General features: G+C 52.4%; 7 protein-coding genes. 2 read left to right on the top strand and 5 right to left on the bottom strand.

All coding sequences use genetic code 11. The features are described 5' to 3' along the window. Positions 1-300 precede the first annotated feature (300 nt). The gene (locus ACYVJQ_RS15180) at positions 301-759 is read left to right on the top strand and encodes a hypothetical protein (protein ID WP_460893958.1); all 459 of its coding nucleotides are present in this window, start codon (positions 301-303) and stop codon (positions 757-759) included. 239 nt (positions 760-998) lie between these two features. Here ACYVJQ_RS15180 and ACYVJQ_RS15175 read toward each other — a convergent pair whose 3' ends face one another. The 4 genes from ACYVJQ_RS15175 to ACYVJQ_RS15160 all read right to left on the bottom strand — a co-directional run bounded on the left by ACYVJQ_RS15175 (position 999) and on the right by ACYVJQ_RS15160 (position 11,579). Then, on the bottom strand, positions 999-3,170 hold the full coding sequence (locus tag ACYVJQ_RS15175) for a glycoside hydrolase family 97 protein (protein ID WP_460893957.1): 2,172 nt from the start codon (positions 3,168-3,170) through the stop codon (positions 999-1,001). Between the two features lie 286 nt (positions 3,171-3,456). Then, positions 3,457-4,896, bottom strand: coding sequence for a sugar MFS transporter (locus ACYVJQ_RS15170; RefSeq protein WP_460893956.1), 1,440 nt, complete (start codon positions 4,894-4,896; stop codon positions 3,457-3,459). Positions 4,897-5,254: 358 nt separating this feature from the next. Beyond that, entirely contained in the window at positions 5,255-7,063 is a 1,809-nt protein-coding gene (locus ACYVJQ_RS15165; RefSeq protein WP_460893955.1) for a glycoside hydrolase family 9 protein, read from the bottom strand. 388 nt (positions 7,064-7,451) lie between these two features. Beyond that, positions 7,452-11,579 carry a hybrid sensor histidine kinase/response regulator transcription factor gene (locus ACYVJQ_RS15160; RefSeq protein ID WP_460893954.1) on the bottom strand — a complete coding sequence of 1,376 codons (4,128 nt, stop codon included), beginning with the start codon at positions 11,577-11,579 and terminating at the stop codon, positions 7,452-7,454. A gap of 451 nt (positions 11,580-12,030) precedes the next feature. Here ACYVJQ_RS15160 and ACYVJQ_RS15155 point away from each other — a divergent pair, with 451 nt between their 5' ends. Beyond that, positions 12,031-14,373, top strand: coding sequence for a glycoside hydrolase family 3 N-terminal domain-containing protein (locus ACYVJQ_RS15155; RefSeq protein ID WP_460893953.1), 2,343 nt, complete (start codon positions 12,031-12,033; stop codon positions 14,371-14,373). 79 nt (positions 14,374-14,452) lie between these two features. On the opposite strand, the gene ACYVJQ_RS15150 is transcribed toward ACYVJQ_RS15155, so the two are convergent. Beyond that, positions 14,453-15,325, bottom strand: a complete 873-nt coding sequence (locus tag ACYVJQ_RS15150) for an AraC family transcriptional regulator (protein WP_460893952.1) — start codon at positions 15,323-15,325, stop codon at positions 14,453-14,455. Positions 15,326-15,667: the final 342 nt, after the last annotated feature.

Here is a 15,667-nt window from a genome sequence, read left to right as displayed (position 1 = left end):
GCCCTTTTGCCTCTTTTTTTGGTAAGGTAGAATCAATAGATCCTCCATCTTGGCCTTGCAAAACAAGTTATTGTGACGTAACAGAACTTGCCAGGTTTGACTTATGCTGCCTCGGGTAGAATCTACTTTCCTTCAGGCACATAAAGGACCCATTGACTTTCTGCACGAGACTTCTCTATTCTTAGAGAAATACAAAAAAATACCACGTTCAGTTTGTTATTTCCTGGCTTTTTCTTAAAATTGCGCTAACCTTGAAAGCACTCTGTCCCCCAGATTATTTGGCTTTAACTACAGACAGGAATGCCCAACCGCTTGCCCTTCCAGGAAATTCCACCACCGGCGTTTGAAAATGATTTTGTTTCTATCATCATCTTTGAAGCCTATTCGCTGCTTTTGTTGAAATGGAAACGGCAAATCACCCTGCCCGAACGCAAGATTGGCTTCCTGAAAGGCCTGGAATTCACCAAACAGCACAAAATACGGTTCTGGCTCATTGATGACCTGGAGATCTACCTTATCAGTGAGGAGGAAAAGGCTTGGATTCTTACAGATTGGGTGGAGGCCTCTTCTAAGTCTTCCATTCTTAAATTAGCGGTTGTCTCCCCAGATTACTATCCTTCCCTGGTGGCTAACACAGAATTCACGGGCCAGGGAAAAGAACAGTACCAGGCCACCGGCGAAATCAGGCATGAGGTGTTCACAGATTACACCAGTGCCCTCCATTGGTTTTACCCTGCCGGTTTCGCTGGCGTTTCATAAAGACGTTTTCATGGGTACCCAATGAAGTTGGCTGTCATTTGCCCAACTCCTGTTTTAAGCCTGTTTTTCAGAAAACAGGCTTAAAACAGGTTCCCAAACCCAAGTCTAGCTTATACTATAGCTCCTAAAAAATGGAGGGCTCTGTTATTAAACAGAACCCTCCATTTTTTTTATCCAAGATACTAGCCTAAGATTATTTGCGTGTCTGTCGCTAAATAGGACGTACCTGGACCAGTCCCCTATTTCTTGCCCTTAGTCACTTCAGTAAAACTGATGGCGTACCCGCCGCCGGGGGCTACAAACTGCGTTAGCTTGGTTTTATTCGTTACCTCTACCTTTTTGATGGTGTAAGCCTGTGGGTTGGTCTTGTAGTGGGCGTCTTTGGCATCGGCGTAAATGGTGGCCTCGTATTTCTTGCCTTTGTCCAGGAAGTCTAGTTTAATGGTAGAGGTGCGGGCGTTGTTGCCGCCCACGCTGCCCAGAAACCACTGGCCAGTACCTTTAGCCTTGCGGGCCACGGTAATGTACTCGCCTGGTTCTGCCTCCAGGTATTTGCTGTCATCCCAATCCAGGGCCACGTCTTTGATGAACTGGAAGGCATCCAGGAAGCGCTCATAGTTCTCCGGAAAATCGGCGGCCATCTGCAGGGGGCTGTACATGGTCAGGTAGAGTGCCAACTGGTTGGTCAGGGTGCTGTTCACGTGAGATTTATTGGTCAGGTCCATCTCAAAGATGCCCGGGGTGTAGTCCATGGGGCCACCCATCAGCCTGGTAAAGGGAAGCACGGCCACGTGGTTGGGCTTGGAGCCGCCAAAGGCCTGGTACTCGGTGCCGCGCGCAGACTCATTACTAATCAGGTTGGGCCAGGTGCGGGCCACTCCGGTTGGCCGAACGGCCTCATGCGCATTCACCATGATCTTGTATTGGGCCGCTTTCTCAATGGCGTATTGGTAGTGGTTCACCAGCCATTGGCTGTAGTGGTTTTCGCCGCGCGGAATGATGCTGCCCACGTACCCGCTTTTCACGGCGTCATAGCCGTTGTCTTTCATAAACTGGTACGCCTGGTCCATGTGGCGCTCATAGTTGCGCACCGAGGAAGAGGTTTCATGGTGCATGATCATTTTCACGCCCTTCGCTTTGGCGTACTCCCTAATGCCCACCAAATCAAAATCTGGGTAGGGGGTCACAAAATCAAACACGTAGTCTTTGGAGTTGCCGAACCAGTCTTCCCAGCCTATGTTCCAGCCTTCCACCAATACGGCGTCAAACCCATGCTTGGCGGCAAAGTCTATGTAGCGTTTCACGTTGGCGGTGTTGGCCCCGTGCTTGCCGTTAGGTTTAGCCTTGGTGTAATCCGTGATGCCCAATTGCACAGTGGGGTAGTCATCTGTGTAGGACCAGGTGCTCTTCCCCGAGATCATCTCCCACCAAACGCCAATGTACTTGACCGGCTTTATCCAGGAGGTTTCTTTTATCTTGCTGGGCTCGTTGAGGTTGTAGGTTAACTTGGAGGCCAGAATCTCGCGGGCGTCATCACTCACCATGACGGTGCGCCAGGGAGTGCTGCGCGGCGCCTGCATGTAGCCTTTGTCACCAATGGCATCAGGCGTGAGCCAGGATTCAAACACTAGGTTCTTGTCATCCAGGTTCAGGTGCATGGCCGGGTAGTCTACCAGGGCAGCCTCATGCAGGTTGATATACAGGCCGTCAGCAGATTTCATCATGAGGGAGGTTTGCACGCCGGTAGGCGAGAATGGCGTCTGCGACAGGTTACTGGTCACGGCTTTGGCCATAATGCCTCTGATTTCTGTCAGTTTGGAAGTGGTGTAGTCATACTCCTGCGTGTCATAGTCGCCGGCAATCCAGAAGGCGGTGTGGTCACCGGCCATGGCAAACTGCGTCTTTTCTTCCTTGATCACAAAGTAGGTGAGGTTCTTCTGGGTAGGGAACTCATACCGAAAGCCCAGCCCGTCATCAAACAGCCGGAACCGGACAACCATCTGCCGGTCAATTCCTTTCTGGTTCAAGGTTACTGCCAGCTCATTGTAGTGGTTCCGGATGGTCTTTACCTCACCCCAAACCGGGTTCCAGGTCTCATTCACGGTAGCGGTTTTGGTACCCGTGATCGTGAAGTTGTTGTGTAGGGAGCTTTGCAGGTTGATGGCCTTCTGGTCCATGTTGGCATCTGACCCGCCCGAGGCCATGGTGGCGGGCTTGGTCTTCAGTTCCAACCCCAGCTTACTAGGCTTGATGACCGGCTTGCCTTTAAAGGAAAGGGTGTAACTAGGAGTACCGTCTTGCAGAAGAGAGAACCGCATGACCAGTTCCCCGTTGGGGGATTTCAGGTCCTGGGCTTGGCCAATACTCAGGAAACCCAGCAAAATAAGGGCTACTATGAAAAATTTATCCATGTGGGGTATGCTAAAGGTAAAAAGATGCTGCCTGCGTTTTGAGCCCGTTTTCAGGAAAACAGGCTCAAACCAGACCAAACTCCCAAAAGTAGGAAAAAGCAGCCACTATGTAGCCCTGCCCTTCGCAGGCCAAAGCCTTCCAACGCTTTCCTGGCATCTTCTTCCATGGCTTTGGAAGCCCAACTACTTCTACCTTAACTTCCTCACTAGTAATATATTCAGAGAGATTCACATTACCCTAAAAGCTTTTCGACAAACTTCTCTTCTGGTAATGGCCTGGTACGGCTTAGTACGTCAATCCCTCTTCCACAGACTTGCCGGGCGTAGAACCGAAGAAGCCGTAGTAGACAATAAACAGGTAGCAGGCCAGGGGCACCAGAAAGGAAAGTTGCAGCGAGGTAACGTCTGCCACGTAGCCCTGCAACGGCGGAATGACGGCGCCGCCCACAATGGCCATTACCAGCAAAGAAGAGCCCTGGCTGGTGTGCGCGCCCAGGCCCTTAATGGCCAGGTCAAAGATGGTAGGAAACATGATGGAGTTGAACAGGCCTATGGCAATCACCGCCCACATGGCCATGTGCCCCTCGCCAAAAATAGTGACCAGCAACAGGCCAATCACACTGGCAGCATAAAGACCCAGAGTTCGGCTGGGAATAAACCTTCCCAGAAACAGCACCACCATGTTCAGCACAATCAGGCTCACCGCGGTAAGGGCCAGGTTAAGCCCGTAAATACTGTAAATCACCAAAAAGGCCACTAAGGCTACCCCGCCAATGGCCAGGTACTTATAGCTGTTGTTCCTGAACTGGGCCAAGCCAATAGCCCCAAAGAAGCGGCCCACCATGGCACCGCCCCAGAAAAAGGCCAGATAATACTTGGCTTCAGACTCGGCAAGGCCAGCTATCTGCGGAAGCTCCAGAAACCCGATCAGGGTACTCCCGATAGAGACTTCACCGCCCACGTACATGAAAATACAGATAATGCCCAGCACCAGGTGCCGGTGTTTCAGGGCACCAGCATCGGCCACAATTCTTCCTTCGCCGGTGATATGCGGTAAACGGGCAATTTTGATGATGACGGCAATCACCAGCAAGGCCCCAGCCAGCGCCAGGTACGGCATTTTCACAGAATCTGCGCCAGTTTCTCCCACGCCCTGGACCGTGTCAAAGATCAGGTAACCGCCTAATACCGGGGCCACCGTAGTTCCCAGGGAGTTGAGTGCTTGCGTCATGTTCATGCGGCTGGAAGACCCTTCGGGCGGACCAAGGGCCGCCACGTAGGGATTGGCCGCAATCTGCAGAATGGTAATGCCCGAGGCCAGCACGAAGAGCGCCATCAGGAAAAACCCATAGCTCAGCAGGCTGGCCGCCGGCAGAAACAAGACACAGCCCACCGCAGCCACTACCAAGCCTACAATGATGCCGTTTTTGTACCCGATCTTCATAATGGGATCGCCTTTGGTGATTGAGAACAGGAAATAGGCCAGGGAGATAATAAAGTAGGCCCCAAAGAACGCCGTCTGGATGAGCATGGCCTGCCAGTGCTGCAAGGCAAACACCCCTTTCAGTTTGGGGATAAGGATATCATTGAGGCACGTGATAAAGCCCCACATAAAAAACAAGGAGGTCACGACCACCAATGGCCCCAGGAATTTATTGTTTCCGGGGTCTACCCCTGTACTGGGCGTGCTTGCCGCCGTGTTTGCCGTGTTGATTATTCCAGCCATTGTATGGGACTCTAGTTTGAAGTTGAGACAGGGTTATGAAGATAGGTTTCAGGGCAAGGAACCCACATCAGGGTTTTGGGGCTGGTTTCAGCTAAGCGCATCAAGCCTACCGTTTCCGTTTTGGGCCCCTTTTTCAAAAAACGGGCTCAGAATGAAAAAATCTTTTCCTGTGCCTTGTTCTTCTGTGCCACCAACCTCCTCCAATTATAGGGTTTCCTCTCCAAAACTCAGAGGAAAAACCACAATTATTAACTTGTCAAAAGGACATTTCAGGTTCCTTCCCCGTCTACAAAAAGGTTAATAACATGACCAAGAAGCCATTCCATCTTACCAGAAGAATTTGGTTGGCTTTTGCTCTCTACCTGCTGCCATTAGCGGCCAGGCCTGCTTTCTGCTGAAGCGCTTCCAGGGCACCGGCCAGGTAGACCAGCGGCGCATTCCAGTTAATGGCTATTTCATTTGAGGCATAGGAGCAGTCATGGTCCAGGTACATCTCATCTGGCGAAGTGGCGGTATAGCCCTCGCATTTATCCTGCTTGGGGGCCTGGGCGTTGGTCCCGCCAGAGAGTAACCCTGGCACGGGCTCTGCTATGCCATCTGCCACCGATGGCCGGTGATGCGGGTGCCTGGTGGCTTTGGACCCGAACCCCGTCACAAAGGAGTAGCCCACGGCGTTGCGGCCCAGGAGGTAATCCAGGTTGGAGAGGGCGGCCTGCAGGTACTTCTGGTCTTTGGTGAGTTGGTACGCCTGTACCAACAAAATGCCCTGGTTAGCCGCCACGGATGAACTTCCCCAGCTATAATCTGCCTGGGTTCTGCCCATCACCGTCTGGTAGGCCCCGCCGCGGCCTCCTTTTTCCATCTCATTGGCTACTTGCACCAATTGCGTTTTAAGCAGGTCTATCTCTTTTTTAGAAACCGAAGGCAAAGAAGCGCTGTGCCGAAGGAGTGTATAGTACCCCAATAAACGAACTTGTGGCCAACCAGGCAAGGGCATAGCCGCATCTGGCAGCAGTGGAACAGCCTTGTAATAGCTTCCTTGCCTGGTGGTGGTATAGAGTTCGGCGGCAGCCCAGATCCATTCATCAGTGAAATTTTTATCACCGTAGGCCCCGGTGGTGATGTCTGGGTCAAAGGCTTTGTTCAGAGCATCCTGGTTGTATTCTACGCTGGGGTTCTGCTGCGCCCAAGCCCAGGCGGTGGTGGCCGCCGTAAGGCAGGAGTCTGCCAGACCAGGAAAATCTTTCCCGAAGTTCCGGTACACCCGGCTGGCCTGGGCCATAACGGCCGCAAAATCAAGGGTGGCCGCTGTTCCTTTCTGCACTACGTACCGGGGCGCCGTGGCCTGGTGCGGCATGACCATGGCGTCAAAGTCGGCGTTGGTGAGTTTGTGGTACACACCGCCGTCATAGGGGTCTTGCATGGCCAGCATCCAGCGCAGGTTATACAGAGATTCGTCCAGGAGATCAGGCACGGCGTTTTTGCTTTCGGGGATGTTGAGGTTCTGCCGCTGGTAGTACTCCGGAAAATCTTCATACGCTGACAGCAGGGTGCCCATGGTGATGCCGCTGGTCACGATGTACTTGTTATAGTCGCCGGCATCATACCAGCCCCCCGGGGCCGAAATGACCGTGCCTGCCGGGCGCTGCGCCGAGGCTGCCGACGGGTGCACTAGCACCTGCGTATCTGGGTGCCCCGCGGGTCGGTGCCATTTGCCGGCAAACGCCTGCGGCAAATCCACAGACACCCGCTGGTAGTAAAAGCCCTTCAGCGCCGCCGCCGCTACCGCCTCATGGACCTTGGGCTTTATCTCAAACGCATAGGACTCTCCCACCCCAGGCACCGCCAGCACATACACCCCCGGCGTAGTGAAGCCGCTGAAATCTGCCACCCGGGTAGGCTTACCGGAAAGCTCAGCAGGCTTGGCAGCCGACAGTTTCCCTTTAAAAACCACTTTTGAAGCACCTTTTGCTTTGATGGTAAAGCCATCTCCGGTAGCCTTGCCTACCACCACGGCCACTTTGCCGGCATTCGGGTAGAAGCCTAACTGGTTCAACCTGATTTGCTCTTGCCTCGCCTTGCTGGCGGGTAGGGAAGGCTGTCCTTGGGCTAAGGAGATACAAAGGCTTAACACAAGCACCCCTAGCGCTTTTGGTAAATATTGCATAGGAAATAATATAAGCTCAGTTGTAGTTAGCGGTATAGCCATAGGTTCTAAAGTCGATAATAGCACCACTCTGGATCACAGGCTAAAGGTAAAAACAAGAACATCTTCGGTAGGGTACCATTTGTTTCAGATGCACGCCTTTCTGGTTAAAAGCCTCTTGCAGGTAGGTTGATGCCCCTAGCCCGTGGACATCCGTGACCCCCCAAAAGACAAAACCCTAAGAACCATAGGCTTGGAAATGGATGCTCTCAGCAGAAGGTTCGCCTGCTCCCCTAAGCTTCCTTTTCCCAAAACAGCACGTTTTTTCAACAACAGGCCTAAACCACAGAATTCGTGCTGTCCCTGAAAGAACCTTTCCTTTAGAATTACTCCCTAGATTTTGGGAAGCTTACCTTTCTTCCACCTGTGCCCTTTGCTCTGCATACACCGACGGCAACATCTGGTACTCCTCCTTAAAGTACTTGGTGAAATACTTCCGGTTGTTGAACCCTACTTTATAGGCCACCTCGGCCACGGTCAGTTGGCTCTTGCCCAGCAGTTGCGCGGCATGCTGCAACCGTATCTTCCTGATAAACTCCACCGGCGACTGTCCTGTGATGGCCACCATTTTCTTGTAAAGGTGCACCCGGCTCACGCCCAGTTCGCGGCTCATTTCCTCTACGGTAAGGTCTGCGTTAGACAGGTTTTCCTCCACGTACTTAATGGCCTTCTGGATTAACTTGTCATCCAGAGACACAATCTTCTCCTGACTGGTTTGCACGCTTATTTTCTTCTCCAATACTTTCTGCAACTGCTCCCGCTGGGTGATCAGGTTCTTGATTCTGGAAAGCAGCAACTCAAAGTTGAAGGGCTTGGTGAGGTAATCGTTAGCCCCCACATGCAGGCCGGTCAGGTGCTTCTCTTCAGAGGCGTGGGCCGTTAAGAGCACAAACGGAATGTGGGAGGTGCGAGGATCCTGTTTGATCTTTTTACAGAAGTCTACCCCGTTCAGCTCCGGCATCATGACATCGCTCACAATCAGGGCGGGCAGCAGCGCCAATGCCTTCTGCCAACCTTCTTTTCCGTTACGGGCCTCCACCACCTGGTAATGGCCTTGCAAATTGTCTTTGAGGTAAAACCGGAAGTCATCATTATCCTCTACCACCAGCACCAGCGGCTTCTGGCCCACAATCGTTTCTTGAGGCCCAATTTCCACGGGCGAGTGTTCAGGGGCAGGGGCCAAGGAACTTGCTTGCTGCATCTGCTCCTCAGGGCTGGCAGCCGGTGGGTTAAGTTCTTTTACGGGCAGGCTCACGGTGAAGCAACTACCCTGTCCGGGGGCACTTTCCACTGACAGGAAGCCTCCATGCAGGTGCACAAACTCACTGGCCAGCGCCAGGCCAATGCCGCTGCCCTGGTTCATCATCCCTTCAGGCACCGCATCCCTAAAAAACCGTTCAAAGATTCGGGTCTGGTTTTCTTTGGCAATCCCTATTCCGGTGTCGCGCACTTGTATCTCCAGCATTTTAAAGCCCTCCGCCAGCGATTTTTGCTCCTGGCATTGGAGTACCACTTCAATTCGGCCCTGGGCTGGGGTGAACTTAAAGGCATTGGAGAGCAGGTTGAGCAATACCTTCTCCAGCTTATCATGGTCAAAAGCAATGTAAAGCGAATGTATACCGGACTGAAAGGTGAGAGATATCTCCTTTTTATCTGACAACTCCAGAAAGGATTGCACGGTCTCCTCCACAAACGCCACCACGTTGCCCTCCGTCAGGGATAGCCGCATCTCTTCCACGCCCATCTTCTTGAAATCCAGAAGCTGGTTAACCATGTGCAGCAGACTCCGGGCGTTCTTTTGGATCATCAGGAACTGTTGCTGCTGCGCTGGTTCTGGGTTGGCCCTCAGCAATTTTTCAATAGGCGCCAAGATCAAAGAGAGCGGGGTCCTGAACTCATGGCTTACGTTAGTAAAGAACTTAATCTTCAAACGGTCCAGCTCATGCAGTTGCTGGGCCTCCCGCCTTTCCTGCTCCAGCAGAAATCTGGATTGGGCTTTCCTTAGCTCCAGCCGCCGCACCAGCACCAAGGCCCCAAGGAGCAAGGCCACATAGCACACATAGGCTACCGGGGTTTGCCAGAACGGGGCCAGCACCACAATCTGCATGCTGGCGCCTTGCCGGTTCCAAACCCCATCATTGTTGGCCGCCAAGACGGTAAAAGTGTATTTCCCCGGGTCCAGGTTGGTGTAGGAGACTTTGCGGTTGTTGCTGTCTACCGTGTGCCACTCGTGGTCAAACCTCTCCAGCTTGTACCGGTAGCGGTTTTTTTCCGGGTGAATGTAGTTGAGGGCGGCAAACTCAATTGAAAAGGCGTTCTCATCATGCTCCAGGGTAATCTTCCGGGTATCTGCAATAGTCTCAGGCAATATCACCCGCCCATTCACATACTGGTTGGGCACCAGACTTTTATTGAACAACTGAAAATCTGTGAGTACCACATGCGGGGCCATGTTATTCTTCTCAATGCGGTCTGGGTGGAAGAGGTTGAACCCGTTAGGTCCGCCAAAAACCACCTCGCCACTTCTTAAGCGAAGGCCGGCTCGTTCATTAAAGGATTTCCCCTGGAGGCCATCAAACTCGTCAAAAGTCCTGATGGCGTACAGGTCAGGGCCCTGGCCTGATTTCTGGCGGGCCATCTGGAAGACGCCGTTCTGTGTGCTTACCCATAGATTTCCGTGGCGGTCTTCAGTTAAAGCACTGATGGCGCTGTTGGGCACGCCGCTTTCTGGAATGAAGTGCCGGAAAGTCCCGGTTTCTTCCTGATACAGGTCTAACCCTTCTGCGGTGCCCACCCACATGTTTTGGCGCGAATCTTTGAAAATAGCCGTGATCTGGTTGCTCACCAGGCTCTGGGGGTTCTTAGGGTCATGGAGCAAAAGGGAGCTTTTACCGGTTTCCTGGTGAAAGATATCAATGCCGTAGCCTCCCGCTACCCACAGGTTTCCGTGCCGATCTTCAGCAATAGAAGAGATGTAGTCACAGTGCACCGGGTACTGCCCCCCCTTTAGAGCAGAATGTGTGAATTTCTTTCTGGCCGGGTCCAACATTTCCAGCCCACCCCGCAGGGTGCCTATCCAGAGGTTGCCCCGGCGGTCTTCATACAGCTCCCAGATGCTGTTATCTGAGAGGGTGGCCGGGTTGCCGGGTTGGTTTTTATAATGAAGAAAGGCTTTCCCGTCAAATCTGTCTAACCCGCCCAGATAGGTACCCACCCATAATTGCTTGTTTCTGTCAATGAGCAGGTTGACCACGACATCTGCCGCCAGGCTGGAGGCATCCTGGGGGTTGTGGCGGTACCGCGTATACACACCGGTTCCCCTATCAAGGTACAAGAGCCCGCCGCCATTGGTGCCCAGCCAGAGGTTGCCTTTGTCATCTTCAGCGAAGGCATTGATGTCTTCATAGGGCAAGCTCCCGGGCACGGTACTCAGGTGCTTGACCGACGGAAACCGGAGAATGTTTTTATGGTAATAGTTCACCCCTTTCTTAAAGGTGCCCACCCAAACAATACCTTCGTTGTCTTTATAAAGGGTGTTTATGCTGTTGTGGGCCAGCCCGTTCTCTACCTCACCGTTGTACCTGATGGCCTGCACCGCCCACGTGCGTTTGTCCAGCACATTAATACCGCCGTGGTCTGCCCCAATCCATATTTTACCTTTTTCCCCTTCCACAATACCGCGGGTCAGGTTACTGCTCAGGGGCAGGCGCGGAGAGGTTTTAAGGAAGCGCTGTAAGGTTTTAAGGCGGTAGTCATAGAAAAACACGCCTCCCTCCTTTTCCCGCAGGTACAGCCAGAGGTCATTATCATTGTCAACGGTGAGGGCATAGTCCAGTTGCTGTTGGCTGTTGGTGCGGTAGATAGCCTCAATCCGTTCTTCAATTTTCAGCGTCTGGGGGTTCAGTTTTTCCAAAAGGCCGTTGCGGTGGACTAGCCAGATGTTGCCGTGGGTGGTTTGGCCTATGGCCGAAATGGTATTTGTGCTGAGCCCTCCCTTTTCTGCCAGCGAGTGCTGGAGCAGGACAGAGCGGTGGGTACGCGGGTTGTACCGGGCCAACCCCTTGCTTTCCAGCACAAACCAGAAGTTACCGCTTCTGTCTTGCAAGATATCCTCGACCCGGGCGTCTGCCGGCAGACCCATTTGTCGCATCAGTCCGCCCTGTTGACGGATGAACTGCTCGGTGTCTGGGTCATAGACGCATATGCCTTGCGATGTCTTGACCCATATCTTGCCAGCGGGGCCTTCCCGTAATTGAAGCACGTCGTTATTGGACAGGGAGGTAGGGTCATTGGAATGGTACCTGAACACCTTGCACCGGTACCCGTCATAGCGGTTCAGGCCCGCTGCCGTGCCTACCCATACGTACCCCCGGCTATCTTTCAGGACACATTTCACCTGGTTGCTGGACAACCCACTGTTCAGGTCCAGCAACGAAAACCTGAAAGGATCGGGCACTTCGGCCCAGGCCAGTGACATGCCTCCTACCCAACACCACAAAAGCAAAACCCATTTTTGAAAACGCATATCCCCTATAGGCCTAAAAGCAACCCTGCCCCTTGGGGCGAACGCTTGCCGGTAACAAAAAGGACCCCTTAGCCTTGGTGCCTTGGTTCCCCGATGGAATTTACTTTCATTTTATAGATTTTACAAAACTACCCCTCTTCTTCACCCGGCATCCGGGCCGTTTTTCCGTTTTAAGCCCGTTTTTTTGAAAAGATGCCAAAACTGGAAAGCCAGCCGGCAAAAGAACTACCACAGAAAAGGAGGTTTCCCTGCCTTCCTGCAACCCCGAAGGGACCAAATGTTTCAATCTGTGGTATCATTTGTTAAGTAGCGCCATTTAAGGCCATTTTCCTGGGTGGGTTGATTTTTTAATTTCTAATTTCAGTGCAACGTCAGGCTTACAGCTAAAGCTATTCTATAGTTCATGGCACCATTCACTTCATCCATGCGTCATTTCTCACCTTACTTTTTGGGCCTCGCCCTGCTGTTCCAGTCCTGCGGCGCCAGCCAGTCGGTGCCGTCTTCTGCTCCAGGGGTGGCTAAGGCTGTGGCTTCGGTTCCTTCGGTGGCTGCCCCCAGAGATAAATTCATTGAGGACCTGCTGGCCCAAATGACCCTGGAGGAAAAAGTGGGCCAAATGACCCAACTCACCATTGACGTGATCCTGCAGGGGAATGAGGCCACGGTGATAGACACGGCCAAGCTCCGCCGGGTAATTTCAGATTATCACATAGGCTCGCTTTTAAACGTGCGTAACCGCGCCTATACCATAGACGAGTGGCACCGGTTGCTTACCGCTATTCAGAACGCCGCGGCCACTACCCGGCTGCGCATACCAGTTATCTATGGCATTGACGCCATTCATGGGGCTAACTACATTGCCGGTTCCACCTTGTTCCCGCATAATATTGGCATGGCCGCCACCCGTAACCCAGACCTGGTGAACCAACTGGCGCGCATTACGGCCCTGGAAACCCGGGCCGCCGGCATTCCCTGGAACTTTGACCCGGTACTGGATGTGGGTCGTCAGCCGCTGTGGCCCCGCTTTGAAGAAACCTTCGGGGAAGACGTGTATATGGTGAAGACCATGGGCGCTGCCGCTATCAAAGGCTACGAGCAGAATGGCCAGGGGCCCGATTTTACGGTAGCCTCCTGCATGAAACATTACCTGGGCTACTCCTATCCGTCTACCGGCAAAGACCGCACCCCTTCTTATATACCAGAGCAGATGCTGCGCGAGATCTTCCTACCCCCGTTCAAGGCGGCGGTAGACGCGGGGGCCTCCACGGTCATGATTAACTCCGGGGAAATCAACGGCGTACCCGTGCATGGCAGCAAGTATTTCCTTACCCAGATCCTGCGCGAGGAACTGGGTTTTGAGGGTGTGGCCGTCTCAGACTGGGAAGACGTGATCAGGTTGCACACCCGCCATAAGGTGGCCGCCACGCCTAAAGAGGCCGTAAGAATGGCCGTGGAGGCCGGCCTGGACATGAGCATGGTGCCCTATGACTTCACCTTCTATGATCATTTGGTGGCGCTGGTGAAAGAAGGCGCCATCTCAGAAGAGCGCATCAACGTGTCAGTGCGGCGTATTCTGGCTCTCAAGAAAAAGGTAGGCTTGTTTGAGCACTCTTTGCCAAAAACGGCTTTAAAAAGCACCATTCAGCAGCCTGAGTTTGACCAAGTCTCATTGCAGGCCGCCCTGGAAAGCCTGACCCTGCTCAAAAACGAGAAACAAGTGTTGCCCCTTCGCAAGGGCGCTAAAATACTGGTAGCCGGGCCGGTGGCCAATTCATTGAGCGCCCTACACGGCAGCTGGTCTTACGTGTGGCAGGGCAATGATGAAACGAAATACCCAGCCAAAGCGAAAACCGCCCTTCAGGCGCTGGCAGAAAAAGTGGGCAAAGACAATATCATCTCCCGCTCCGTGGCAGATTTTGGCGCCGCCGCCAATTACAACGTGGCCCAATTGAAGAAAGACGCCGCCCAGGCGCAGGCCATTGTGCTGTTCCTGGGTGAGAAAGCCTATGCCGAAAGCCCGGGTGTGATAGACAACCTGGATCTGGAGGAAAACCAGCTGGCCCTGGTAAGGGCCGCCAAAGAAACCGGCAAACCCGTGGTGCTGGTACTGCTGGAGGGCCGGCCACGCGTTGTTTCAGCTATAGAACCTTTGGCAGATGCCATTATGTTGGCGTACCGCCCAGCCACTTTTGGGGGCACCGCCATCGCGCAGGTACTGTTTGGCGACTACAACCCAGACGGTATTCTGCCCTTCACCTATCCGCGGCACGCAGGCGACGTGCTCACCTATGACCACAAAGGCACCGAGGTAGTAAGGGAAGACATACCTAACGCGGCCGGTAACCGGGGCTTTAACCCGCAGTGGGAGTTTGGGCACGGGTTAAGCTATACCACCTTTGCCTTTTCAGACCTGCGCACCAGCAAAACCACATTCAGTGACAATGACAACCTGCAGGTAACGGTGAAGGTGAAAAACACGGGTAGCCGGGCCGGCAAGAAAGCCGTGGAATTATACAGCCATGACCAATATGCCAGCATCACCCCCAGCGCCAGAAGGCTTAGGGCTTTCACCAAGGTCGCCTTGAACCCTGGTCAGGAAAAGGAAGTGAGCTTTACCCTGTCAGCCAAGGACCTGGCGTTTGTGAACGAGGCCGGCAAGTGGGTAACCGAACCGGGTGCTTTTGACTTAATGGTAGGCAACCTGAAAACCACCGTCACGCTGCAGCAGGCCGTTACCAGGCAGTAATCCTGAATTTCTGTTTTGAGGCTATTTTTTGAAAAACAGGCTCAAAACAGGAAAGGAGAAAAGGGTAAATGCCTTTTTATTATACAAAGACCCGGGAGCCGGAATAGTTCTGGCGGAATTCTTTGGGGGTACACCCATTCTTCCGCTTGAAAACCCGGTTGAAGTAAGACAGGTTATTGAACCCGCATTTAAAAGACACCTCAGACACAGTCTCGGTGGTGTCAATGAGCAGGCGGGAGGCGTGGCCTAACCTTATTTCATTGAGGCTTTCAATAAAGGTTTTACCCGTGCGCTTTTTAATGAACCGGCTGAAGGAGACTTCCGGCATATTGACTACCTGGGACACATCTGCTAAAGAGACGGCTTTGTCATAGTTGGCGTGCATGTATTCAAAGGCCTTTTCCACGCGCCGGCTATAGTAATTGAACTGGCCCGAGGTGAAGGTGGCATTGGAGAGAGTGCGCATGTTGTGCGAGACAGACAGGTCATGGAGGATAGAGATGAGTTCCAGCACAGAGTCAAAGTCACCTTTTTGGGTGAGTTTCTCTAGCCGGGGCCTGAACGCCTCCTTTACTTCCCGGGAAAAGGAGATGCCTTTTCCCGCCTGCTCCAGCAAGGTTCTGATAAAACTAAGCTGGTTACGGCGCAGAAATTTTTCATCCAGCAGGTCACGGTGAAACTGGATGGTGATTTCCACTATTTCCTGGCTCTGGCATTGGTGCGTGAACCAACCATGCGGTAGGTTGCTGCCCACCAGCACCAGTTCCAGGTCGTCTATCACCTCTACATGGTCGCCTACCACGCGCTTGGCACCGGCCGCATTGTAGATGAAGTTGAGTTCAAAATCATCATGGTAATGGAGCGGGAAATTAAATTCCTGCTTTACCCGTGAGAACATGGTAAAACAGTCATTCTGAGTTAATGGGGTAATCTCTCTATAAATGGCATTCATATCAGGAAAAGATAGGCTTTACTGGGTAGATTGGAAATTAACACGCGCTCACGGCTAAAATAAGACTATTAAATTTTTTTTAAAAAGTCTATTCATTATTTAAAAAGGCCAACTTAACTTTTCCAGGAGGCTTGGTAAAAGTAGAATCGGTTGCTTTTATTTTTTTCAAAGAGACTTTGTTTGTTTAGGAATTCAACAAAAAAACTTATCTTTAAGACATGATTAATGAGACTTTTTTAAATCTGCTACTAAAAGCACCTCATTTTTGTAGTTTTATGCCAACGTTGGCACAATAAAAGCAATTTCCATCAAAGAATTGATAAAATAGTATTATATGCTCTT

Source organism: Rufibacter soli (assembly GCF_054781795.1).
Note: the sequence above shows the minus strand (reverse complement) of the source record. Positions and strands in the feature narration are given on the sequence as shown.